This window comes from Pseudomonas putida, from assembly GCF_022627325.1.
GTDB classification, from domain to species: Bacteria; Pseudomonadota; Gammaproteobacteria; order Pseudomonadales; family Pseudomonadaceae; genus Aquipseudomonas; species Aquipseudomonas putida_X.
In genome coordinates this window covers 14,618-40,333 of sequence record NZ_JAETZZ010000021.1, presented here as the reverse complement: position 1 = coordinate 40,333, position 25,716 = coordinate 14,618, and the positions used below count along the sequence as shown (strand labels likewise).

Below are 25,716 nucleotides of genomic sequence, written 5' to 3'. Positions count from 1 at the left end.
TTCAACAATTTTAAAGATCGTCATTCAAGTATTTAATCAGCAGGTGAGCATCACTCCAGATCGACGCCAATATTCAAAGACCTACAGGAAGCAAAGCAAATCAAAAATCTTACGATCGGAACTAATTTACCAGAACATTGCCATCAATCTACAGAAAAAGCTAAAACTGCATTCGAGTTTAAATTTCGCCTATAAAAAATTCAACAAGCTACGCCAACAATATCATTCAGCCTGCCTCAAACAGCTCCTTAACATCCTCGTCGCCCATCTGCTCATAAGGAGGCAGACCTAGAGAATCATTCTCTGATATTTTTTTCTCATCCTCATTTACATCAATACTTTTCAAGTCAAATGGCGGAGTGCCAAACACAAACCGCAAACCATCTATTTTATCATCATTCTCTCCTTTCGCATTACCGATCACAGACCATTCCCCCTCTCCCATTTCTAACAACGAAAAAGTATCCAATATCACCGGGAATTTTTTTATTTTATTTATGACAGATAACCCCTCACTGGGCGACACAGCAGTCTCACAATAAATCTCAGAGACATAACCCAGCTCTATCTTTCTTATCAACCTCGCGAATCCATACACTTCCTCATCAATTTTAAAAGCAAGGATGTCGCCCGAAGAATATTTGATGGCTTGATTTTTGCGCACTGAAGCATCCTCACACTTATCTGAGCCAGTTTCCAGGCCATGAAACAACCCGGGACCATTAACCTTGAGAGATAACTCAATCATATAGCTTATTTCACCAAGCGCAGGACGTCTACCCAAGGATTCGAGATAAAGCTCCTGAAGCTCCTCCAACAACTTCCCAATTCGATCTAAGGGAATATCTCCGACAACTAATTCATTTTTTCCGGGTACATTCCACCATCCCATCATCAATCTCCTCAACAGGCAACGGCGCTCGACGTCGACTTTTTGATGGATCAACCCACGCTATAGGGTTGATTGCATATAAATAAAGATTGGATCCACCATCAATTCCAATGGGATCTTGAGTAGTAAATCTACCTACTTTCGAAGTACTGGCCCTGGCAGCGCAGATTTTGCTCGACTTCATTGATGGCTAACTGCTCAATCGCCCCCCCAAGGCAGATACGTCGCCTGCCAGACATTCTCACCCTCGCTATCCGTAAGCTCCAGCGGTGTACCGATCTGATCGGTATGGAAGTAGTAGACCTTCTGCTCTTGGCCCTCCGCCTGATCAACCCGAGCCAACGGTGCATAGCTGCCCGGCTCATAGAAATACAGAATACTCTGCTCAGGCGTCTCCTCACGCAGCATCCGCAGCCCTTGCCAGAGGAAGCGCTTCTGCTCCGTGATGCCGTTGATCTCCGATTGCTTGGCTACCCTGCGCCCCAGGCTGTCATAGCGATACGTGCCGGTGCTTTTCAACTTGCCATTGACCAGCGTCTCAGCCCGAACCAGCCGGTTCTCGCAGTCATAGCTAAAACTCTGCAACTTGCTATGCCCCGAGCGCTTCTCGATCAGGTTGCCCCACGGGTCATAGCGGTACTCCTGATCCCGCCAACGCTTGATGCGGTTGTCTTGGACCTTCTCAAACTGCCGCGCATTGAAGTCCAGCCTGTTGGCGGCCGGGTCGTAGCGGAACTCTTCACTACCTACGAGGGAACCGGTATCACGGCTGTGCAACTGGCCGTTGGCTTCGTACTCGTATTTGATTTCGCCACGCAATTTGTCGAGGGTGCGTACCAACTCCCCAGCCGGGTCGTACTGGTAACGGCGGTGAATCGGGTTGTACGCATGCTCCACCAGCAACGACGTATTGATGCTGGGGTTGTGCACTTGCGACAGCTTGTCGGCGGGTACCGTTGACGCAAACTGCCACGCCTTGCGCCCCATGGCGTCGTAACGAAAGCAACTGGTCAGCTTGCCCTGCGTGCGATACACCTCGCGATGCAGGTCATCGCGCTCCATGTCGCTGATGACCTGGCCGTCCAGGTTCAGCTGGTGCAGGTGACCACTGCCGTAGTACAGGTGGTTGACCTTGCGCCCGTCTGGTAGGGTCAGTGTGGTCAGGTTGCTCAGCGGGTCGTATTCATAATCCCGTGCTCCGCTCGGGGTCAGTTCCTACGTCAAGCGTCCCAGCAGGTCATAGCGGTAACTTAGCTTTTCATCCGTGATGCCCAATTGCTTGCCCAGACTGCTCGGCGTGCGCTGAATGCTCAGCAGTCGGTCGGCCTCGTCGTACTCGAAATCCTGGCGGGCATCGCGGTTGACCTTGGCCAGCAAGCGGCCAATCGCGTCACGCTCGAACAGCGTGTTGCGTTCTGGGCGCTCGCCGTTTTCGCCATAGCCGATTTCGTCCAGGCGAACCAGATTGCCGCCAACGTCATAGCTGAAGCGCCGGGTCAGGTTGTCCACCCGCACTTCTTCACTCAGGCGGTCCGAGGCGTCATAGGCAAAGCGGTAGGCCGCGCTGTTTTCGTTGACCAACGCCGTCAGGCGAATCGCTTTGTCGTACTCGTAACGAATCCACTGCCCTTTGGCATCCTGGCGGCTGCTGGGCAGGCCACGCGAGGTGCGCTGCAGACGCGTGGTCTGGCCTTTGCCGTCGGTGTGGGTCAGCACCTGGCCCAGGGCGTTGTAGGTAAAGGATTCGGCGGTGCCATCCGGATGGCAGATGCGCAGCACTTCGCCGTCGGGTTTGCGCTCCAGCGTCGTGGTCTGGTTCAGCGCGTCGGTGACGGCGATCAGGTGCTGCCGCTCATCGTAGCGGTAGTAGGTGCTTTTGCCTGAGCAGTCCTCGAAACGATCGACCTGGGCGTAGGCGTTCCACCACAGGTACTTGGACTTGAAGTTCGCATCGATGATCGTGTGCGGCAGGCCGTCTTCGCCGTTGAGGTACTCGGTCTTGTGGCCCAAGGGATCGATTTCGGCGATCAAGTTGCCCTTGGCATCGTAACGAGATTTCCAGATGCTGCCATCGGGGAAGCAGGTTTCAGTCACCAGTGGCGTGGCGAGGTGATGTTTGTAGCTGATCTTGCGGCCCAGTGGGTCGGTTTCCTCGACCAGCCTGCCAAAGTCGTCGTACTTGAGCGCCAGGTGATTACCGTCCGGCAAGGTGAAGCCAATGATGTTGCCGAACGCATCGAATTCCATGCCGTAGCGCTCGCCGCCAAAGTCACGGCTGGCGACGCTCTTCCAGACTGTAAGTGTGTATAAGGGAGCATAAACACCCCCTTATCCACTTCCAATTTATTAAAGAGCGCCAAGCACTATTTCAGAGTAATTCAAGATACAGTTCATTTACCAAATCGGAAAACTGCACCCAAAAGCCTAACAGGGATCGCACATGCGCTCACAGTCCACCCCCTCAACCTTTTAAGCGTAGAGCTGAAAACAGGCCTATATATGAACTGCTCAGGGATAAAAAGGTGGTTAGCATCCCCTATGTCCATGTTATGCGCAAACTTGGGAGAACGCTATCCCGGCTGACCAATGATAAGAATAAGGCTTGTAGTGTACGACTAAATTTTAATTCTTCCTGTCAATCCTATTGAATCCTGGGGATAAAAAACCGCTGAGCTCAGCACCGCAGGCTTGGAATATTGTAGTAGAGTCCTGTTTCGTGATCGAAGTACTGGCTTTCGAGCCACAAGTTTTGATCTACCTCATTCACAACCAAGTGCTCAATAGCCCAGCCGCGAACGATATGCCGCCTGCCAAACAATCTCACCCTCACTTCTCCTCATTTCTAGAGGCGTGTAGGCCTGAACGGCGTGGAATATAACACCGGTTACAGCATGGCAACCAGAAATTACAACGTACTATAAATTCCACACCCCAAAAAAATCGCCATAGCCAAAACGAAAAGCTATCGAGACCAATTAATCTCTAGTGGCTCAGATTTAATGAGCTTTAGAAAAACTTTCTGCTTCTCATATTCAGCATCAACAAGGTTCTCTACCAAGTCGGACTCGCTAAAGTTCATAATATAATCCAGCCTGTTGATCACATTCTCAGAGCAAGCATAGAAATAATCTTCACTGTCAGCCAATACACCTTTCACAGCAAAGGTCGCTGCAGCAAGATAATCCGTCACGCCTTCAGATGCATTGATATCTGACTCACTGACAGCATCTATATCCCAATCCAATGCCTCTAAAAACTTCAAGTCGCCCTGCAATAAATCTATGTCGTAGTCATTAAGCCACAACTTCCTTGCCAGGGCGATAACTCTCTCTTTGGCAGAGGGGCCCAACTCCATATCAAAATAGCTAGTTAACACCGGCTCCGTCTCGAAGTAATACAAACACCATGCACTAAATTTTGCCTTCTCATCAAGATCAAGCGCTCTCAGTGCATCTGTAATTATCTGTTGCCTCTCGGATGGAAATACCATTTCTACTCCCTAGTCAAATATTCCGCCAGCGATATCTACATGAGGCTGACAGCTTGCGCATGAAGCATTTCTCTGAAGCCCTCCCCATGAAACACCCCACCGTGACACCACTGAGTTTTCTGGAAGATTTCGCAAAATTATACGTTCAGCGTGATTTTCAAGCCTTTCAAAATCCTTTACAAAAGCTCTACCATTGAAAATGTTTTCCTTAGGCACTCCTAATTCTTGCAACAATTCACGCTGTGCGGGCGACAATCGCCCGCCGCTACCAGCAGCAAACAATTGCGGCTTGCCATTTACGTTTGCCTCGACAATCGAGACTGTTGAGTTTCGGATTGCCCTGGCATCGCCCCCCCCCGCAAGATCGTGAACTTGCCTTGCCTTCCCACTTAACTCACCACACCATCCCCATGGATCCAACCAAATACAGGGGTTTGGAGCATAGTGATATAAGTTGAAATTACCTGATACGCCGATAGGATCCTGAGTGGTAAATCTACCTGATTCAGGGTCATAATAGCGGAACGTATTGTAATGCAGGCCCGTTTCACTATCAAAATACTGGCCCTGAAACCTTAGATTCTGTTCGATATCATTGACCGACAGTTGCTCAATCGCTCCCCAGGATCGATAGATCGCCTGCCAGACAATTTGGCCTTCGCTATCAGTCAGTTCCAGAGGCGTTCCAATCTGGTCCGTATGGAAGTAGTAGACCTTCTGCTCTTGTCCCTCCGCTTGATCAACACGAGCCAACGGCGCATAGCTACCCGGCTCATAGCAATACAGGATGCTCTGCTCAGGCGTCTCCTCACGCAGCATCCGCAGCCCTTGCCAGAGGAAGCGCTTCTGCTCCGTGATGCCGTTGATCTCCGATTGCTTGGCTACCCGGCGCCCCAGGCTGTCATAGCCATACGTGCCGGTGCTTTCCAACTTGCCATTGACCAGCGTCTCCGCTCGAACCAGCCGGTTCTCGCAGTCATAGCTAAAGCTCTGCAACTTGCTATGCCCCGAGCGCTTCTCGATCAGGTTGCCCCACGGGTCATAGCGGTACTCCTGATCCCGCCAACGCTTGATGCGGTTGTCTTGGACCTTCTCAAACTGACGCGCATTGAAGTCCAGCCTGTTGGCGGCCGGGTCGTAGCGGAACTCTTCACTACCTACGAGGGAACCGGTATCACGGCTGTGCAACTGGCCGTTGGCTTCGTACGCGTATTTGATTTCGCCACGCAATTTGTCGAGGGTGCGTACCAACTCCCCAGCCGGGTCGTACTGGTATCGGCGGTGAATCGGGTTGTACGCATGCTCCACCAGCAACGACGTATTGATCCCGGGGTTGTGCACTTGCGACAGCTTTTCCGCTGGCAAGGTCGACGCAAACTGCCACGCCTTGCGCCCCATGGCATCGTAACCAAAGCAACTGGTTAGCTTGCCCTGCGTGCGATACACCTCGCGGTGCAGGTCATCGCGTTCCATATCGCTGATGACCTGACCGTCCAGGTTCAGCTGGTGCAGGTGACCGCTGCCGTAGTACAGGTGGTTGACCTTGCGCCCGTCTGGCAGGGTCAGTGTGGTCAGGTTGCTCAGCGGGTCGTATTTATAATCCAGTGCTCCGCTCGGGGTCAGTTCCTGCGTCAAGCGTCCCAGCAGGTCATAGCGGTAACTTAGCTTTTCATCCGTGATGCCCAATTGCTTGCCCAGACTGCTCGGCGTGCGCTGAATGCTCAGCAGTCGGTCGGCCTCGTCGTACTCGAAATCCTGGCGGGCATCGCGGTTGACCTTGGCCAGCAAGCGGCCAATCGCGTCACGCTCGAACAGCGTGTTGCGTTCTGGGCGCTCGCCGTTTTCGCCATAGCCGATTTCGTCCAGGCGAACCAGATTGCCGCCAACGTCATAGCTGAAGCGCCGGGTCAGGTTGTCCACCCGCACTTCTTCACTCAGGCGGTCCGAGGCGTCATAGGCAAAGCGGTAGGCCGCGCTGTTTTCGTTGACCAACGCAGTCAGGCGAATCGCTTTGTCGTACTCGTAACGAATCCACTGCCCTTTGGCATCCTGGCGGCTGCTGGGCAGGCCACGCGAGGTGCGCTGCAGACGCGTGATCTGGCCTTTGCCGTCGGTGTGGGTCAGCACCTGGCCCAGGGCGTTGTAGGTAAAGGATTCGGCGGTGCCATCCGGATGGCAGATGCGCAGCACTTCGCCGTCGGGTTTGCGCTCCAGCGTCGTGGTCTGGTTCAGCGCGTCGGTGACGGCGACCAGGTGTTGCCGCTCATCGTAGCGGTAGTAGGTGCTTTTGCCTGAGCAATCCTCGAAACGATCGACCTGGGCGTAGGCGTTCCACCACAGGTACTTGGACTTGAAGTTCGCATCGATGATCGTGTGCGGCAGGCCGTCTTCGCCGTTGAGGTACTCGGTCTTGTGGCCTAGGGGATCGATTTCGGCGATCAGGTTGCCCTTGGCATCGTAACGAGATTTCCAGATGCTGCCATCGGGGAAGCAGGTTTCAGTCACCAGTGGCGTGGCGAGGTGATGTTTGTAGCTGATCTTGCGGCCCAGTGGGTCGGTTTCCTGGACCAGCCTGCCAAAGTCGTCGTACTTGAGCGCCAGGTGATTACCGTCCGGCAAGGTGAAGCCAATGATGTTGCCGAACGCATCGAATTCCATGCCGTAGCGCTCGCCGCCAAAGTCGCGGCTGGCGACGACCCGGTGGTCTTCGTTGTAGTGGATCTCCAGCTCCCGGCCCAGTACGTCCGTGGCCCAGCTCGTGCGCAGGGCGAAGTCGTAGCGGAAATGATAATGCTCGCCGTCGCTGGTCCAGTGCTCGACAACGCGGGGTTTGTCACTCTGGGTTTGCCACCGGTATTCGCAGATCAGGCCGAGGGCATTGCTGTGGCGAATCATCAGGCCTTCAGCGTAATGGAACTGTCGGACCGAATCACCGTTACGGTTGATGACTTCAGTCAGTTGACCGCTGTCGTCATAGCGGTAGCGGACCAGGGTTTCCACGGCTTGCTGGTCGACGATGCGTTTGACGTCGGTCAGGCGACCGAGGGGGTGCTCGTAATGCAGGTGTACCCGCACACCGCCGGGCGCGCTGATGTCGGTCAGGCGCTGCTCGGCATCACGAGTGAAATGCAGATAGTGACCCAGCGCGTTTTCCAGCCGGTACAGCGGTACGGCGGTGTTATCGTCCGGTACCTCACCGAAGTAGAAGAACACATTGTCCAGGGTCTGCAGCAGGTAGTGGCCGCCTACCGTGCGCACCAGATGGATTTTCTCGTTCGGGTTGTAGATGCTTTCGCCCGGCTCAAGGTCAATGAACGGAACGCTGCGCCCTTGGTTGTCGGTGTGATAAACGAAGCCGCCGCTGCGGCGCAGGCTTTGCTCCCAAGGCAGTATCCAGCCTTGGCCCAACACGCTGTCGACAGCCAGGTCGCTGGCGTAGAAGCGTGACCACTCGATTGGCATCATCCCTGGCAGGACGAAATCCGTTTCGTTGGCCAGCAGTTTGCGGCCAGTCGTCATATCTACAGGATTACCGGTGAAACCGCCGATCGCACGTTCTATGGCCGGGCCGACGATGAAGCGCCCGGCAAGGTAGCTGCCCGCGATCGTCGCGCCCGTCTGCAAGGCACAGGGGCCGGCAGCCTTGAGGCCTGCCTGTAACCCCAAACGGCCAACCGCGAGTATCGACCGGCCCATTGAAGCCGCGATCATCAGTACGTCGACCGTGACACGCAGCCATTCCGGGATTTCTTCGTCCACCGGCAGGTAGCGCTGGGTACCGCCGCCGATGAAGACGTTGTTCGAGCCGCCGGAGATCTTGGCACCGCAGGTGAGCTTGTCGCCTTTGCGCGACGCTGCTACGCCGTTGATGAATACATTCGAAGACCCTTCGGCCACCAGCACTGGTGGTGGATGCTTGTCGCATTTGGCGGTGCTCAGTTCAGCATGAGCAGCATTGCGTTTGTTGATGAAAACATTCGTCGAACACCCGGCTAACTCGATCTGCCCAGCCGGTGAACTGAACATTGACCCGAATTTCTCCCCTAGCATTGGCAGCAGGCCTGCGCCCAAGCCAATCGCCGCGCCCAGCAAAAAACCGCCAAGGCCAGCCGTGCAAATCGTGAAGGCTGCGGCTGTCGCGATCGCCAACCCAATTACTGCACCGGCAAGAAACCCAGCTAGGGCGCCAGTGTGTTCGATCTCATCCCCCCACCGCGCTGCTTCAAACATGAGCTCAGTCCTGAGTAGCGTTTTCGGACGATGCCGCTGCATCCTGGCGCGGCTGGAAGCTACTCAGAAGCTCAAGCCAGCTTTCATTCTGTTTACCGCTGAAATCCTTCTGGCTGGTGGTGGAGAACACCAGAATTCGGCCTGGGGCGACTTCAAAAGCGGCCTGGCGCTGATAAACAGGCCGGCCCTCGTTCATGTAATACCCCTCGACCTGGATGCCGGCCAATGGTTGGCTGGAGGACAACTGCGCGGGCGTTTTGCTGAGGACCGTGTAACCGCGAAGCTTTGTGGCAATCAGTTTCACTTGGCGGTCAATGTAAGCCTTCAGGTCTTCGGCAGGTAACAGGTTGTCACGCGAAAGCGTGATATTCAGCGGCGCTGGAATGTTATTGCCCAGGATGAACATGTTCACTGTCCGGTCCTGGAAGCCTTCCGGCAACGTGATAGATCCTTCCTGAAGCTGATAGTCCATTGTTTTAAAATTCCATTAACACAAAAATTAGGAGTACTTACTGTGCGGTCATGCCGGCAAGCATGGCATCAAACTCGATCAGCCACTCGGCCAGTTGAGGCTGGCTAGGGTCGATGTGCGTGGACATTTCGAGCCATTGCCGTGCGCCATCGTCGCTGGCGATGATGGCGCATACGGTGCGCCCGTGCTGACGCTGCTGGGCAACAGGGAATAGGTAATCGAGCGCTAAGGCCGGGTGCCCTGCCAACAGGCGGTGATCCTGGCGTACCAAGGTCATTTCGGGATGAGCTGCGCGCAGGTTTTTAACATATTGATCAACTGCCTTGGGCAGATTCAAACCCTCAGGAGCCGCTCTTCGGCGCGCGCTGAACGTTACCTCGCAACCTGCGAACTCCAAGGTAGTTTCGATATCGCGAAAGCTGAAACCTGAAGGCATCCGCAAATTAAGCCCTGCTACCCTTAATGCGTTTTGCTCAACATCCAACGGCAACACCGGAACAGGTTCGGGCATTGTGGTCACGGCTTCGGCGGCCGCCCGCTCTTGCTCGGCCTGCTGCCGGGCTAGTGCTTCGGCGGCCTCACGTTTCTGAGAAATTCTGTCGTAAATGCTGGTGGCCATCGGCTGCGCCTTACTCGTTGATGTCGACACGATCACCTTTGACGAAGGTGTTTTTACCAAGGATGTCGATCTTGTCAGCTTCGATGGTGATGCCTTCGGATGTAATAGCGATCTTGCTCCGCCCGACCTGGAGCAGAATGCGTTCCTTGGCGCTTACCTGTACGAACTTGTTATCCACCTGCAGGGTGTAGCTCCCTTCCTGAACATTCACCACCGTATCTTTTTTGATGATCTCGGTGTGCGCCCCGCCCACCTTGATCGTACGGTTGTTCCCCACCTCATGTTTCTCATCCAGCTCGATCTCGGTGTCCATGTTCCGCTCGGCGTGCATGATGATCTGCTCGGCGCCGGCCTTGTCTTCAAAGCGGAAGAAGTTCGCGGTACCGCCGTCGCCCTTCATCGAACGGGTCAGGAAACCACTCTGGGTCTTGTTCGCTGGCAACGACCATGGGGGGGTGTTGCTGCTGTTGTACAGGCTGCCCATGATCAGTGGGCGATCTGGGTTGCCGTCGAGGAACACCACCACCACTTCATCGCCGACGCGGGGGATCTGGATGCTGCCGAAGCCGCCGCTGGCACCGGACTGGGCCACGCGGACCCAGCAGGAGCTCTGGTCGTTGAACTCACCGTTGCGGTCCCAGTGGAACTGCAGCTTCACACGCCCCAGTTCGTCGGTATAGATCTCTTCGCCGGGCGGGCCGACAACGATGGCCGTTTGGGGCCCGGAGATGCCTGCCCTAGGCGTGCTCAATGACGGGCGGAACGGGATTTTGCGCCGGATACACGTAAAGCTGTTCCCGTAGCCTGCCTCACCGTCATTCGCGTAATTGTTACGCCCCCAGTGAGTGACGGATAGCAGAAGAAACTGGCGATCGTCCGGCGTGTCGTTGTCGTGATCGTAATGCTGGCTAAGCTCGAAGTAATGACCCGGCTCCATGGCGCGACAATTACTCTTGCCGTGGAATGTCTTGCCGTCCACCTCTATTGCCTCGAGCCGACGCCGAGCCTTGCGCAGGCCCTCATCTGAATCGGCGTAGCCGTAAAGGCCTTCGTATTCGAAGACTTCGTACTGGCCGACCTCGCCCTGCTGGTTGACGGAATTCAGCTGTACCAGATGCGGGTTGGCAGGTTGCTTGTAGTCGAACGACTTTAGAGCCAAGCGTGTTGGCTGCATCCGCCGCGCCGAAGACCACGCGGTGATCGAGTCTGCAGTTTCAGTTACCGACGCACTGTGGTAACGGATCAGCGGCTGGCGCTCCAACTGCGGAAGGATGCTGCTGTCATCGCTGATGATCATGCGATGGCCTTCCTGAGAATGCTCGAAAGTGAAGAACAGACCTTCATGTTCAAGCATACGCAGCACGAAATTCAGGTCAGATTCCTGATACTGCGTGCAGTAACTGATCGGTTTGAGCGGTTGGCTCAGGCGGAATTCATGGTCGGCCAAGGTCAGGTAGTAGTCGAAGACTTCCTTGACGATCTGCTCGGTGGTCTTGTCTTGGAAAATGCGCGAATCACGGCGACGGCTGAGAATCCAGAGCCATGGCACCAGCTCTGCGCTGTAGTTAGCAATACCCCCGTCGGCACCGGTATGCACGAAGTCAGACACATGCGCACTGAGGTATCTGGTACTCCCATCGGCAAGCGCGATGCCTACAGTTACCTTCTTGCCAATGAGTTTCTTGAGCTCGATCCGAGCATCCTGGGAGATGAGTTCTGCCTGGAAGCTGAAGAGTTCCGAAATCGCCTCGCGGCCGCTGAAACTAAGCAGTTGGAGCTCTTGTTCGGGAGGCAAAGGTGAGTCGAAGGTGAACAGGCGTTTATTCTGCGTGAGCATCGACTCGAGGGCGTCCGTAATCATTTCAATGCATCCTGCATCAAGCTGGAAATCTACCAATGAAAACGTGGTTCGCCGGTGCTGTCAAATGATGCCATTAAGCCATCTCCCTTTCACCCAAGCTGAAATCACATGACGTCATGACCATGAGTTTGCTCTGGCTGACGTCTGAGGTGTAGGCTCCCTGCGCATAGCCATGAGGCAGCACATAGCGAATTTTTCAGGGAGAACTGCGATGAGCGTGAGTGAGAGCCAACTCAGCCAACTTGACCGGGAGATGGATTCTAACCACATGGAAATGGTGATGATGCCGATTGAAGCTTTCCAGGCACAGGACCGCTCCACACCGCAAGCACACGCCGTAACACAGCCTCCGCAGGTATGCACTCGCACACAGGCAGACCTGCTGAGCGGCATCGGGCAAAGTGTCAAGTCTGCCTACAACGGGCTGCCTCATACGTTTGTGAATACCACATGGGGCGTTCCCGCAGCCATGGCCGCCTGGGATGCACGTAACGCGGCTTCTTTCGTTAGAGATATGGGTGGTTTACTCACCAAGATACGCTACACCTTTTACAAGGGTAAACAGTACGTAATTATCACGGGGTACCCTGGGTTGCGTAAAACGCTCAATGCGCCGCGCTATGGTATTCAGAACGCAAAACTGATCAGCATGGGCATCGGCAAATACGGCATTCGCGGTTCCTCCCTCAAGGCGCTTAAGCTCTCTTGCTATGTAGCCGTCGGTATCGAAGTCGCGGAGTGGGCGTTTGGCGACGAGCACGTGATGAGTGACTTGTTTGGTGGTATCGGGGTGGAGTTGGTGAAAGCTGGGATTGCGACAGCAGTGGGATATGCTGTTGGACTTGCTATTGGCACAATGGCCACTTTCGCCGCCGCACCGGTGATCGCGGGTGCGGCTGTTGTGTTCGCAGTGGGCTGGGGGCTTAACGTACTCGACGCCGAATACGGGATAAAAAATTCTGTTAAAGCCGGACTCCGCTACGCCGTAGATAACATTCAATATCTACACCAGCAGGCCAGCCTCATCAGCGTTGAAGACATGCAAAAATACGCAGAAGAAACCGTCACGAACATTGTAAGTGAAATTGCGGAGAACCTGTACAGCGAGGCCAAGCGTTGGGCACTTAGAAAATTGCAGCCTGGAGACCTCAATTTACCTGGGTGGCCGTCATTGCCTGAGCTGCCGTCCATGCCCTCCGTCCCGACTTTCAATCTGCCAAAGTTCTAACAATGACCACACATCACCCTTATGAATTTCACGAGCGCTCACCGTATATCTTCCGCCTCGTGGCTTTTAGTATTTGTCTATTGACCGCTGCTTTAGGCCTCCTTTCAGCCAACTGGTTTGTAAGCGACATACTGCCGCTATTCGGCAGCCTGTTTACAGACACACCCATTGTAGTCACACCCTATTTGGGCTTTATGCTCATCGCCATGTGCACCGTTAGCCCCATACTCGTCATAACCTCCGCTTACGCATGCTGGCGCGCCAAAAAGTTTGACCCGCCTATCAACTCTCGCCTTTATCGATTCCAGTATCAATCTTATAAATTGACATTATGGTCAATGATTTGCATAGCGCCAGCACTGGCTGTACTTGTAACGCTTGGTTTGTGGGTAAAGGGGTACACGCCGTGTCAAAAATTGCTGATCTCCGGATCAGCATGGAAGGTATATTGGGTAAACGATGCGCGGTACTGCTTCAAGCCTGATTTCTACACTAACGACAACCAGCCCTGTAAGCGCATTGGGGACAAAAATGTATGCGTACAATTTGACAGTCGCTAACCAGCTGTAGAAAAGGAGCCACGAAATCTCTCTGCGGCTCCTTATTAAACGAGCTTGACCCTCCTGCAACATAGCGGAACGTTAAGCCCCCTTTCAGATTTTGGATACTGACTGCATCACGCGTGGTGGTATTCGGGGCGTGGCAACAGGTCAAGCACAATACTGTGGCGATCAAAAAACCATATATAACGACATGGTAATTGTGCAAATCACTTCTTCAGTCATGCCAGCCAGATAGTGACACCTGCGCTCCAGCCAGCGCCAACCCCAACGATGGCGGGACCAATCATGAAGATGCTACTAAAAGAACATCAGTCAGAATAATGACTCCCTGCAACAGTGAACATTAGCGCGCCCGCACGGCAAATAGCCTACCCAGCCACGAGGCAGCCCGCATGCTCTGAATAGCCTCAATGTCCATGAAAATGTAATGACCGTTTTCCTTCGCCTCGCGCGCTTTCAGGTCTCTGAGCGCACTGATCTTGTCGCGATTATAAAAAACCATATACACAGAGATGAGCATAAGGCAATAGATCAACCCGGTGGCCGGCACGTCATGACTTTTCATCAGGGGGTAAATTACGCTGCTCAAGCCCGCGGCCAAACCTGCCTGCCACCAACTAACTTGCTGAGGCGGCTCTATGGATTCAACGCGGCGCCCTTTGTATTGGAGAATGTCATTTTTGCTGCGCCAGTAATAAGCTGCCGCGTAGGCCAACAACACCAACACGACAGGCGCGAGGCCTAACATCAACGACGCTGGCGCACTCAGCTTCATTTTCTTGAACGTAATACCCAATATCAGCAACGACGCGAACATTGGCGCACACGACACATTGAAGAACACGCGCAAATTCGCGAAGCTTACAAAGTACTCAGTCCGATAAGCACAATGGATACACCACAGCGTCATTGCGACCACCACAATGAATGCTGGTATAGCGAAAAGCGTTGGGTTCAGACCGATCATAAGTACAGTGACTATTACGACCAGCGTCCAGGCCGACCAAATCTTTGCAAAAAATCTATCCGTGGTAAACATAAGTCTATTTGTTACCTACTAATAAATCACCCTATTCGCCCCCAACCCGAAGCCCCTTGTAGAAAGCAGCAAACCTGGGAGTGATTCGTACCTCAACGACGTGGCGCAAGATCCCGTTCTGCGAGCCGCTCACCAGAGGAAGGCTTGAGCATCAGTTGTCGGCATACACCAGCTCATCGAGTTCGTCAGTTGCCGGCGAATGCTCAAACAAGCGCCTTGCCAAGTGACCTATACGCTGCGACCAGGCCACCTTGGCTACCCACTCGGGCGGCATTCCCGATACCCCGTACAAGGCACCCGCCAACTGCCCCGCCGTGGCGGCCACGCTGTCGGCATCGTCGGCAAGGTTGGCCGCGAGCAGAATCGCATCCTTGAAATTATCAGTGTGCCAAACCGCCCAGAGCGCTGCTTCGAGGGTGTCGACCACATAGCCAGAAGAGCGAATCTGCTCTCGAGATTTGAGCTTGTATTCGCCAGCATTGATAATCCGCGGCCGAGATGTCAGCGGGCGCACTTTGGCTGCCAGCGCCTCGTGTTTGTCGGCGCCATTGAGTGCCAGATGCAACTGCGCGCCGAACAGGCTACAGCACTGCAGCACTTCGGGCGCGCTGTGCGTGACCGTGCTCTGCGTGGCACTTTCTCGCCAAGTCGCCGAGAGCGAGTGGCGCCAAAAAATGGCAGTGGGCGCAAGCCTGATCAACGAACCATTGCCAGCGGTCATGGGCTCGGCATTCCCTTGCCAAGCAATGCCCTCAGCTTCCCACCCTTCGAGCGCGCGCCGAGTGGCATTGCCGATGTCGAAACAGCGCCCGTTGACGCTGTTCTCGCCCTGGCGATACCAACGCACCAGTGCATCTGCAAAAGTCGCGAAATCGAACCTGCCCTTGGCCGCGTAAGTATCGGCCAGGCACAGCGCCATGCTGGTATCGTCGGTCCACTCGCCGGGCGCCAGACGGAATGGGCCACCACCGACCATGTCTGTAACCTGGCCCTGACCGCGGCGCTGAAACTCCAGTGTGGTCCCCACCGCATCACCGATTGCCAGGCCCAGCAGTGCGCCCTGCGCGCGGTCGAGTGCTTGTTCGCGTGAAAGCGTGCAAGGCCTGTCGCTCAGCCAGGCTGGCTTGATGCGTGGCAATATGGGCGGGTCTGGATCGTATATGTACTCCATGCGTTGCTGTAACTGGGGGGATACGTCGGGGACCAGATCGATGTAGCGCTGGGCGTATTCGCTCAGGACTGCGTCCGGACTTCTCAGGTCGATCATGCTGGCTCCTTGCAAAGGCTTGCACTCATCCATCGGCCCATTTTGCTGACCTGGTCAGCCCCTGACAACACCGCCAGACAGGCTCTGGCAAAATCAACGATCAAGCACAGCAAGGAACGCTGACCTCATCATGAAATCTCATCCCGAACTCCATGTCAGATCCCCGCTGCTCTTTCGCTGCGTGGCCATCGGCTTTGCGCTGTGCATGCTAGCGGTGTGCGCACTTGCGTTCTACGTGCTGTGGACCGAACTGCTGCCGCTGTATGGGCGCCTCTACAGAAATGCACCCGTTGTGGAAACGCCGCTCATGAGTTTTTTCGTACTCGCGGCGATTCCGGGGACGCCCTACTCGCTCGTTGTCTGCGCCTTCGCGGTATGGACCGGTCAGAAATTCGACCCGCCCAATAAGTCCAGGCTTCACACCTTCGAAATCCGGTCGTTGCAGTTGATGTTCGCGATAATGTGCTGCGCTGCCCCGGCCATGATCATTGCGACCACGGCCACACTCTCTGCGAAGGGCTACTGGTCTTGCCCAAAGCTCCGTATTTCAGGCTCCGCATGGCAGATGTTCTGGGTGAACGATGAGCGCATATGCTTTACGCCCGATTCCTACATCAACGACCGTTGGCCGTGCAAAGTTGTGGGGGAGAAGACTATTTGCGTCCAGGTGGACGGTAGGTAGCAACGCCCCAACCTGCCGCCGAACGGCACGGCCGAAGTGGGATGGCATCGGCTTTGCCGGCGATCACGGGCGCATCCCGTGCCAGTGAGCCTGTCAAACACGCCGCTCAAATATGCCGGCTCCTGGATCTTGAACCCTCTCCATCCGCCGCTGCATGCGGCGTATTCCGTCGCATTGCCATCATTGAAAGGCCCGTGGTAAAGCCCTCGCAGCACCACCAGGGCCACCCAGAAATGCGACCTGCTTCACCTTTTGAAAAATATTTTCCAATCTCTTTTTCAGCTGTTTTCACAGGCCTCAAGCCCCTTCCCCACGGGCCCAAGCCCAGATTTTACGCACTCAAAACCCCTGCCCGATATCAATGCGACATCATTGCGCTGCGTCACAAACAGGGAAAAAATCGCGGCCCTCACAGGAACTTCTTCCAACGTGGGGTGCCCTACACGGCATTACTGGCAACACGATATTCATGTGCCAGTACCGAGTTTCCAGTCCACGCCAGCGGCGTATCAGGACGATTCAAAAGGCTCATGGACGATGTACCGATGACACAGACGTTTGATGTCGAAGCACTGATCAAGCTGCGTAGCCAAACGCGGGCAATCTCCGATGCGCTCAAGGCGCAGGCGGGCGATTACCTCGCTACCGTGGCGCCGCTGATCCGTCCGCAAACGCTGTTCGGCGAATACCTGCAGGGTGCGCAACGCAGCAGCGGGCGCGAAACCCAAGGCCACTTCCAGTCGCTTATCGAACTGTACGAACGCATCGGCTCGGCCACGCCTTTCCAGCTGGTCAGCGAGCTGGAAGTGCCGCTAAACCTCATCAGCACCACCCCCGAATTGTTCCCCCTGGAATACGACAAGGTCCTGGCCCCCAGCGGGCAGGTCATCCGCGTCACCAGCCCTGTGCGCTGGGTCGTGGGTTTTCAGGGCTTCGAGCTGGCGCGCTTTCGCAATGTCATCAGCGACCCCAACCGCAGCAGCGCCGAGCTGTACCGCTTCGTGGTGCACTACCTGGTGCTGTTCTACTGCCTGAGCAAGTCGCCTGGCCTTGGCCGCCTGTTCGAAGGCTTGCGCTTTGGCTTGAGCTTCGAGCGCCTCAAAGGCATGGGTGACCTGCCCTTCTGCGTCATCAGCTCGCCGGTGCGTTCGGAACTTCCCGACGATTCGGTCATCCGTAGCAGCACGCAAATTGCCGGCAACACCAGTTTCGAAGAGCTGGTGGGGCGCGACAACATTCTGGAAATGAACGACGAAATCCGTCAGCGCCTGCTGCTGACGATCGAAGGACTGTAACGCGCAGGCCCTGCCGGGCCGCGCCATGATTCGCAGCGAATTGCTCGCACTGGAGAACACGATGGCGAAGAAGGAAAGTACCCAGCACAAACTCGACCGCGTTCGCGCGCCGCGGGTTCACATCACTTACGACGTGGACATCGGTGATGCGATCGAGAAAAAGGAGCTGCCCTTTGTCGTTGGCGTGCTGGGCGATTTTTCCGGCAACCCGCTGGAGCCCTTGCCCAAGCTCAAGGACCGCAAGTTCGTCTTCATCGACCGCGACAACTTCAACGGCGTGCTCAAAGGCATCAAGCCGCGCCTGACCTACCGCGTCGACAACACCCTGGCCAAGAACGGCACCCAGCTGGGCGTGGAGCTGAACTTCAACAGCATGGAAGACTTCGAGCCGCAGAACGTGGTGAAGCAAGTCGAGCCGCTGCGCAAGCTCTTGGAAGTGCGTAACAAGCTGGCCGACCTGCGCAACAAGATGGGCGGCAACGACAAGCTCGAAGAGCTGCTGATGGACGTGCTGCAGAACACCGAGAAGCTGAAAACCCTGGGCAAGGAATTCGGTCGCGAAGCCGCCGTCCCCGCCGCCGATGGCAAAGAGTAAGCAGGAGCCAGACGATGACCGACAAGCAAACATTGCCACAACAGGACACTGACCTGGTCGAGGTGGAAACCTTCGCCCCGCAGGCCTCGCTGCTCGACAGCATCATTTCGCAAAGCCGTGTGGCCCGCTCCGACACCGAGCGCAACCGCACCCGTGACCTGATCGGTGAGCTGGTCAACCAGGTGCTCGAGGGCGAGATGACCCCGAGCAAGGACCTGATCGCCGTGCTCGACGCGCGCATCGCCGAGATCGACTCGATGCTCTCCGAGCAGATGAACGAGATCATGCACGCCCGCGAATTCCAGCAGCTGGAAGCCTCCTGGCGCGGCCTGAAGTATCAGGTTGACCAGACCGAAACCAGCACCACGCTGAAGATCCACCTGCTCAACGCCTCGAAGAAGGACCTGGTGCGCGACCTCAAGGCCGCCAGCGAATTCGACCAGAGCGCGCTGTTCAAGAAGGTGTACGAAGAAGAGTACGGCACCTTCGGTGGCGCCCCGTTCGGCATGCTGATCGGTGACTACGAATTCAACCGCAACCCCGAAGACATGTACCTGCTCGAAGAGATCTCGCACGTGGCCGCTGCGGCCCACGCGCCGTTCATTTCGGCCGCCTCGCCCGAGCTGTTTGGCTGGGACTCGTTCACCGACATGTCCGGCCCGCGTGACTTGGCGAAAATCTTCGACACGGTCGAATACGCCAAGTGGAAGTCGTTCCGCGCCTCGGAGGACTCGCGCTATGTCGGCCTGACCCTGCCGCATGTGCTCGGCCGCCTGCCATATGGCCCTGATACCACTCCGGTGGAAGAATTCAACTTCGTCGAAAGCGTCGACGGCCGTGACCACAACAAATACCTGTGGATGAACGCCGCCTACGCCCTGGGCACCCGCGTCACCGATGCCTTCTCGCGCTACGGCTGGTGCGTGGCCATCCGCGGCGTCGAAGGTGGCGGCCTGGTAGAAGGCCTGCCAACACATACCTTCAAGACCGATGACGGCGAAATCGCCCTCAAATGCCCAACTGAAATCGCCATCACCGACCGCCGTGAAAAAGAGCTGTCGGACCTTGGCTTCATCCCGCTGGTGCATTGCAAGGGCACCGACTACGCCGCGTTCTTCGGCACCCAGTCGGCGCAGAAGCAGAAGCAATACAACACCGACATCGCCAATGCCAACGCACGCCTCTCGGCGCAGCTGCAGTACATCTTCGCCACCTCGCGCATTGCCCACTACATGAAGGCGATCATGCGCGACAAGATCGGCAGCTTCGCCTCGCGCATGGACGTCGAGCGTTTCCTCAACCAGTGGCTGGCCAGCTATGTGCTGCTCGACGACACCGCCAGCCAGGAGGCCAAGGCCAAGTTCCCGCTGCGCGAAGCCCGTGCCGAGGTGTTCGAGGTGCCAGGCAAGCCAGGTGTGTACAAGGCCGTGACCTACCTGCGCCCGCACTACCAGCTCGACGAACTGACCGCTTCGCTGCGCCTGGTCGCAGAGCTGCCGCAAGGCGCTCGCGGCTGACCGGCCTGCGTGTTCAAGGATGACACATGAGTAATCAGGCCCGCCTGCTGCCCTCGCTGCTCGACCGGCTGCTGGACGACCGTCCGTTTCAGTCGGCCGAGCCGGCTGTGCAGCGCACCTGCTCGCTGGCCGAATACAAGGCGAGCATCGTGCGCGACCTGGAGGTGCTGGTGAATACCCGCCAGTCCCTGGTCGCCGAGCAGATCGAAGGTTTCAGCCAGCTCGGTGGGTCCATCCTCGAATACGGCATGCCCGATTTCATCAGCCGCAGCGTGCTCGACCCGCACGACCGGCGGCTGATCCAGCAACAGCTGGAGCGCGCGATCAGTACCGGCGACCGGCGTTTTCGTCGGGTGCGCGTACAGCTGCTGGCCCAGCAAAACGGCCATCGCATGTTGACCTTCCGCGTGGACGCAGTTTTGCGCCTGCAGGACATCAGCCGCCAGGTGTCGTTCGACGCCGTGCTGCAAGTCAACACCCAGGAATACAAAGTGCAGAACCTCAACTGATGCTCGACGAACTGCTGCCCTACTACGAAAAGGAACTGTCGCACCTGCGCTTCCTCGGCCAGGAGTTTGCTGCGCAGTACCCGAAAATCGCCTCGCGGCTGCTGATCGAGGGCGACAACTGCGAGGACCCGCATACCGAGCGCCTGATCGAGGCGTTCTCGTTCCTGTCGGCGCGGGTGCACAAAAAGCTCGATGACGAGTTCCCCGAGATTGTCGAGTCGTTCCTTGAGGTGCTGTACCCGCACTACCTGCGCCCTACCCCGTCGATGTCGATCGCCGAGCTCAGCCTTGGCAAGCAGGAGAAGGTCACCGAAGCCTACCGCGTGGCGCGCCACACCGAGATGCGCGCCAACGCCGTTGAAGGCGTCGTGTGCAAGTTCCGCACCTGCTATCCGGTGGAGCTGTGGCCGGTGGCCGTGCAACACGCCTCCTTCGCCGAGATGGAACGCTCGGCCTTCAACGGCCATAGCGCCGATCTGGTGGCGCGCTTGCGCATCCGCCTGGAAGCCACCGGCGACGCTTTGTTTGGCCAGATGGAGCTGGACCGCCTGCGCTTTTTCCTCGATGGCGAAGCAACACTGATGCACCAGCTCTACGAGCTGCTGTTCAACAACCTGGCCAAGGCCACACTCAGCTTCCAGGATGAAGGCCGCAGCCGGGAAGTCGCGCTACCCGCCGACGCCCTGCAGGCGGTGGGCTATGCCCGTGACGAGGGCCTGGTGGATTATTCCGAGCGCTCATTCCTCGGTTACCGCCTGTTGCACGAGTACTTCACGTTTCCCGACAAATTCATGTTCTTCGACCTCTCAGGTTTTGCCCGCATCCTGCAGGGCAAAGCCATCGAGCAGGTCGAGATCAACTTCTACTTCAACGATTACGACCTTAGCGAGCGCCTGGCACGGCTGGCCCAGAACATCGGTCGCAACAACTTCAAGCTCAACTGCACGCCGATCATCAACCTGTTTCGCCAACAGGCCGAGCCGATCAAGCTCACCCACACCCAGCACGAATACCCGGTCACCCCGGACATTCGCCTGCACAATGCGGCAGAAGTGGTCTCGATCGACCGGGTGCGGCGCGTGCGCAAGCTCGGTGGCATCGACCACGTCGGCACCTGCCAGCCATTCTTCGAGCCGCGTGGCGAGCAAGACCCGCACAACAGCTTCTGGATTGCCCGCCGGCGTAACCAGGGCGATGCCACGGCGATGAGCATTCGCGTGGTCGACCGCGACCTGGAACTGATCGACGGCAACAGCGATACCCTGAGCATCAGCCTGACCTGCAGCAACCGCGACGTCCCCCTGCTGCTGCCGTTCGGTGGCGAACGGGGTGATTTCAACATCCCGGCCAACTCGGTGATCAAAGATATCCGCTGCCTGCGCAAACCCACCGCCACGGTGCGCGTGCCGCTGGGTAAAGGCCTGATCTGGCGGCTGATCGCGCACCTGTCGCTCAACCACTTGTCGCTGGTGAGCCAGGGCCGCGAAGTGCTGCTCGAGCTGCTGTCGCTGTACAACTACCGCAACGTGTCGGCCATCCGTAAACAGATCAACGGCATCAAGGCAATCAGTAGCGAGCCGGTGGTAGCGCGTATCGGCCACCCGCGGCCGAATTTCGTGCGTGGCGTAGGCATCACCCTGACCTTCGATGAAAGCCAATTCACCGGCAGCGGTGTGTTCCTGTTCGGCATGGTGCTGGACCACTTCTTTGGCCAGTACTGCTCGATGAACAGCTTCACCCAACTGACTTTGCGTACCCAACAACGAGAAATGAGAGTCGTCCAATGGCCAGCACGTACTGGCGATCAGCCCCTGGTCTGATCGATCAAGCCAGAGCCGAGCCGCACCGATTCGAATTCTTTCAATTGGTGCGCCTGCTTCGCCTGCACTACAGCCGTACCGGGCGCATGGACCTGGCAACCCGGCCTCACGAAGACCCGCTGCGTTTTCGCACCCAGCTGTCGCTGGCGTTTCCGGCCAGCGAGGTCAGCGACCTGCAGTTCGAGCGTGAGGGCAAGGTATCGACGGCCGGCCTGCCGCTGTCTGAGGTGCAGGTCACTTTCATGGGCCTGGTAGGCCCGTCGGGCGTACTGCCTCGCCCGTACACCGAGCTGCTGCTCGAACGCCACGTGCAGTACCGAGACGATGCCGCCCACGCGTTTCTCGATATTTTCTCGCACCGCATGATCACGCTGTTCTACGAAGCCTGGCAAAAGTACAAATTCCATATCGAGCACGAGCGCAACGGTACCTCGGGCTTCGATGGCTACCTGCTCAACCTGGTCGGCCTGGGCCCGCGTGCCCAGCAGTTGAAGTTCGAACGACAGCAACCGGTGCTGCGCCGCGAGCTGTTCAGCTACTTCGCCGGGCTGCTCAGCCAGAAGCCACGCAATGCGCTGAACCTTGAGCGAATGCTCGGTTTTTATTTCGCCCTGCCGATCAAGGTCAGGCAGTTCGCCGGCCGCTGGTTGAACCTGCAGCCCGAACAGTGCACCCAGCTTGGCCGCAAGAACGCCCAGCTTGGCCAAAGCGCTGTGGCCGGCAACCGCGTGTGGGACTACCAGTCGTGCATCCGCATCGAGCTCGGCCCCCTGGCGCTGGCCGATTACCGTCGGTTTCAGCCTGGCACGGACGACTACCGCAAGCTGGTCGAACTGGTGCGCTTTTACGTGGGTGCCGAGCTTGATTTCGAAATCGCCCCGCTACTTAAGCGCGAGGCCGTGCCCCGTGCCCAACTGGGCCGCAGCGGCAATGTCGCGCTGGGCTGGCTGGGCTGGCTCAAACGCCCTGGTCGTGACGCAGAGCCTTCGCGTTGCGCCGTCTTCCACATTCCTTACGATGGGGTCGCCTTGTGAACCTGAAGTCTCTGTTCGCCAAGCTTAACGAAACCAGCCGCACGGCCACTGAAAGCGCGGCGGCCCTGTGCCTGTCGGAGCACCACTACGACGTAGAGGTGGAACACCTGCTGCTGCAGTTGCTGGATAACAGCGACAGTGACCTGCCGCTGATCCTGCGCCACTACGATGTGGTCGCCGAGCGCCTGCAGGCGCAACTTGTGACCGCACTGGGTACCTTCAAGAAAGGCAACACCCGCACCCCGGCGCTGTCCCCGCACATCACCCGCATGATCGAGCAGGCCTGGGTGCTGGCGTCGATCGAGTACGGGGTAGGCCAGGTGCGCAGTGCGCACCTGTTGCAAGCATTGCTCGACGACGCCGAACTGCGCCGGGTGGTCATCGCCTCGGCACCGGAGCTTGAGAAGATCAACGCCGACGACCTGCGCCTGAACCTCAGCGCACTGGTCGAAAGCAGTGCCGAATCCAGGCTCGCCAGCCCTCTGGCCAGCCCCTCGGCGCCAGTGGCAGGTGCCGGCAAGGTTGGCGGCAAGACCCCGGCCCTGGACCAGTACACCGTCAACCTCACCCAGAGCGCCCGTGACGGCCGGATCGACCCGGTACTGGGCCGCGAGTTCGAAGTGCGGCAGATGGTCGACATCCTCACCCGTCGCCGCCAGAACAACCCGATCCTCACCGGCGAAGCCGGCGTCGGCAAGACCGCAGTGGTCGAAGGCTTGGCTTTGCGCATCGCCCAGGGCGATGTGCCGGCCCCACTCAAGGACGTCGCCGTGCACACCCTCGACCTGGGCCTGCTGCAGGCGGGTGCCGGGGTCAAGGGCGAGTTCGAAAACCGCCTCAAAGCGGTGATCGAAGAGGTCAAGCGCAGCCTGCACCCGATCATCCTGTTCATCGACGAGGCCCACACCCTGATCGGCTCTGGTGGCCAGGCCGGGCAGAACGATGCCGCCAACCTGCTCAAGCCAGCCTTGGCCCGTGGCGAACTACGCACCATCGCTGCCACCACCTGGGCCGAATACAAGAAGTACTTTGAAAAAGACGCCGCCCTCGCCCGTCGCTTCCAGGTAGTCAAGGTCGAAGAGCCTGACGAAGACAAGGCCATCCATATGCTGCGCGGCCTGCTGGGCAAAATGCGCGAGCACCACAAGGTGGCGGTGATGGACGAAGCGCTGGTACAAGCCGTACGCCTGTCCAACCGCTACATCACCGGCCGCCAATTGCCCGACAAGGCTGTCAGCGTGCTCGATACCGCCTGCGCACGCATCGCCTTGGCGCAGTCGTCGCAACCCGGCGCGCTGGAAGACTGCCGTCGGCTTATCGACAACTTGCAGGCCGAAATCGCCGTGCTCGACCACGAAGCCGGCAAGGGCCACGACCATGCCCGGCGGCTGGCCGAGCTGCAGGCCGCCCTACAGGCCGAGCAGGAGCACGAGCAGCGCCTGAGCGCCCAGTGGCAGCAGGAGCTGGAACTGGTCGAACAACTCAAAGCCCTGGACAGCGCCAAGGACACCGACGCCGCCCAGCTCAATGCCCTGCGCGCCGAGCTTAGCAACGTGCAGGGCGACCAGCCCCTGGTCCACGCCTTGGTTGACGCTGGCGCCATCGCCCAGGTGATCAGCGGTTGGACCGGTATCCCATTGGGCAAGATGCTGCGTGACGAGATCGACACCGTGCAGCGCCTGCCTGCCCTGCTCGGTGAACGCGTGCTCGGCCAGGACCACGCGCTGCACGAAATCGGCAAGCGCATCAAGATTTCCCGCGCCCGCATGGAAGACCCGAACAAACCGATCGGCGTGTTCCTGCTGCTGGGCCCCAGCGGCGTCGGCAAGACCGAAACCGCGCTGGCATTGGCCGACACCCTGTACGGTGGTGAGCGCAACCTGATCACCATCAATATGTCCGAGTACCAGGAGGCCCACACAGTGTCGAGCCTCAAAGGCTCGCCACCCGGCTACGTCGGTTACGGCGAAGGCGGCGTGCTGACCGAGGCGGTGCGCCGCAAGCCCTACAGTGTGGTGCTGCTGGACGAGGTGGAAAAGGCTCACCCTGATGTGCTCGAGCTGTTCTTCCAGGTGTTTGACAAAGGCGTGCTGGACGATGGCGAAGGCCGCGAGATCAACTTCCGCAACACGGTGATCATCCTCACGTCCAACACCGGCACCGAGCGCATCATGCAGACCTGCCTGAATGCCCAGACGCTGCCTACCCCCGAGGCCATCGTCGAAGGCCTGCGCGACGAGCTGAACCACGTCTTCAAACCGGCCTTCCTCGGCCGCCTGAGCATCGTGCCGTTCTACCCGGTGCAGGACCAGATCCTCGAGCGCATCGTTGCCCTCAAGCTCGAGCGCATCGCCAAACGTTTCGCCCGCAACCACCAGGCCGAGCTGAGCTACGACGACGCCTTGGTCAAGGCCATCGCGGCACGGTGCACCGAGGTCGACAGCGGCGCACGCAACATCGACAACATCCTGTCCCGCACCCTGATGCCCGAGCTTGCCCAGCACGTTCTCGAGCGCATGGCCCAGGACGCGCCGATCGAGCGCTTGACGATCGAGTTGGGCAGCGATGGCGATTTCGCCTATCGCATGGCCTGAACGAGTACC

Annotated in this window: 17 protein-coding genes and 1 pseudogene; 9 read left to right on the top strand and 9 right to left on the bottom strand. The window is 57.5% G+C overall.

What is annotated here, in order from left to right; all coding sequences use genetic code 11:
- Window positions 1-226: 226 nt before the first annotated feature.
- The 7 genes and pseudogenes from JNA92_RS24620 to tssI form a co-directional block, all read right to left on the bottom strand.
- On the bottom strand, window positions 227-895 hold the full coding sequence (locus JNA92_RS24620) for an Imm26 family immunity protein (RefSeq protein WP_241807117.1): 669 nt from the start codon (window positions 893-895) through the stop codon (window positions 227-229).
- Window positions 896-938: 43 nt separating this feature from the next.
- Window positions 939-2,569, bottom strand: a pseudogene (locus JNA92_RS24615) (RHS domain-containing protein); the annotation flags it as partial.
- Between the two features lie 1,285 nt (window positions 2,570-3,854).
- Entirely contained in the window at window positions 3,855-4,382 is a 528-nt protein-coding gene (locus JNA92_RS24610) for a hypothetical protein (RefSeq protein ID WP_241807116.1), read from the bottom strand.
- 9 nt (window positions 4,383-4,391) lie between these two features.
- Window positions 4,392-8,612 (bottom strand): RHS repeat-associated core domain-containing protein, encoded by a 4,221-nt coding sequence (locus JNA92_RS24605; protein ID WP_241807115.1) that lies wholly within the window; start codon window positions 8,610-8,612, stop codon window positions 4,392-4,394.
- Window positions 8,613-8,616: 4 nt separating this feature from the next.
- Window positions 8,617-9,084: a DcrB-related protein gene (locus tag JNA92_RS24600; protein ID WP_241807114.1), complete on the bottom strand. Its 468-nt coding sequence runs from the start codon at window positions 9,082-9,084 to the stop codon at window positions 8,617-8,619.
- Between the two features lie 37 nt (window positions 9,085-9,121).
- Window positions 9,122-9,703, bottom strand: coding sequence for a hypothetical protein (locus JNA92_RS24595; RefSeq protein WP_241807113.1), 582 nt, complete (start codon window positions 9,701-9,703; stop codon window positions 9,122-9,124).
- A gap of 10 nt (window positions 9,704-9,713) precedes the next feature.
- Window positions 9,714-11,564, bottom strand: coding sequence for a type VI secretion system tip protein TssI/VgrG (gene tssI, locus JNA92_RS24590; protein WP_241807131.1), 1,851 nt, complete (start codon window positions 11,562-11,564; stop codon window positions 9,714-9,716).
- Window positions 11,565-11,775: 211 nt separating this feature from the next.
- Between tssI and JNA92_RS24585 the strand changes: the two genes are divergently transcribed.
- Complete coding sequence (locus tag JNA92_RS24585) at window positions 11,776-12,792, top strand: hypothetical protein (RefSeq protein WP_241807112.1); 1,017 nt, start codon at window positions 11,776-11,778, stop codon at window positions 12,790-12,792.
- 906 nt (window positions 12,793-13,698) lie between these two features.
- Here JNA92_RS24585 and JNA92_RS24580 read toward each other — a convergent pair.
- Window positions 13,699-14,172 (bottom strand): hypothetical protein, encoded by a 474-nt coding sequence (locus tag JNA92_RS24580; protein WP_241807111.1) that lies wholly within the window; start codon window positions 14,170-14,172, stop codon window positions 13,699-13,701.
- Between the two features lie 373 nt (window positions 14,173-14,545).
- Window positions 14,546-15,661: an ADP-ribosylarginine hydrolase Tri1 gene (gene tri1, locus JNA92_RS24575; protein ID WP_241807110.1), complete on the bottom strand. Its 1,116-nt coding sequence runs from the start codon at window positions 15,659-15,661 to the stop codon at window positions 14,546-14,548.
- 130 nt (window positions 15,662-15,791) lie between these two features.
- On the opposite strand from tri1, the gene JNA92_RS24570 reads away from it, so the two are divergent.
- The 8 genes from JNA92_RS24570 (at window position 15,792) to tssH (ending at window position 25,707) form a co-directional block, all read left to right on the top strand.
- Window positions 15,792-16,343, top strand: coding sequence for a hypothetical protein (locus JNA92_RS24570; RefSeq protein WP_241807109.1), 552 nt, complete (start codon window positions 15,792-15,794; stop codon window positions 16,341-16,343).
- 545 nt (window positions 16,344-16,888) lie between these two features.
- On the top strand, window positions 16,889-17,638 hold the full coding sequence (locus JNA92_RS24565) for a hypothetical protein (RefSeq protein ID WP_241807108.1): 750 nt from the start codon (window positions 16,889-16,891) through the stop codon (window positions 17,636-17,638).
- A gap of 61 nt (window positions 17,639-17,699) precedes the next feature.
- A complete protein-coding gene (tssB, locus tag JNA92_RS24560) occupies window positions 17,700-18,233 on the top strand; it encodes a type VI secretion system contractile sheath small subunit (RefSeq protein WP_012314370.1) in 534 nt (177 codons plus the stop codon).
- 14 nt (window positions 18,234-18,247) lie between these two features.
- Window positions 18,248-19,750 (top strand): type VI secretion system contractile sheath large subunit, encoded by a 1,503-nt coding sequence (gene tssC, locus JNA92_RS24555; RefSeq protein ID WP_012314369.1) that lies wholly within the window; start codon window positions 18,248-18,250, stop codon window positions 19,748-19,750.
- Window positions 19,751-19,776: 26 nt separating this feature from the next.
- Entirely contained in the window at window positions 19,777-20,259 is a 483-nt protein-coding gene (gene tssE, locus JNA92_RS24550; protein WP_012314368.1) for a type VI secretion system baseplate subunit TssE, read from the top strand.
- Window positions 20,259-22,079, top strand: coding sequence for a type VI secretion system baseplate subunit TssF (gene tssF / locus JNA92_RS24545; protein WP_241807107.1), 1,821 nt, complete (start codon window positions 20,259-20,261; stop codon window positions 22,077-22,079). The genes tssE and tssF overlap by 1 nt, the downstream gene beginning before the upstream one ends.
- Window positions 22,043-23,113: a type VI secretion system baseplate subunit TssG gene (tssG, locus tag JNA92_RS24540; RefSeq protein ID WP_241807106.1), complete on the top strand. Its 1,071-nt coding sequence runs from the start codon at window positions 22,043-22,045 to the stop codon at window positions 23,111-23,113. The genes tssF and tssG overlap by 37 nt, the downstream gene beginning before the upstream one ends.
- The gene (tssH, locus tag JNA92_RS24535; protein ID WP_241807105.1) at window positions 23,110-25,707 is read left to right on the top strand and encodes a type VI secretion system ATPase TssH; all 2,598 of its coding nucleotides are present in this window, start codon (window positions 23,110-23,112) and stop codon (window positions 25,705-25,707) included. Before tssG ends, tssH begins: the two co-directional genes overlap by 4 nt.
- Window positions 25,708-25,716 lie beyond the last annotated feature (9 nt).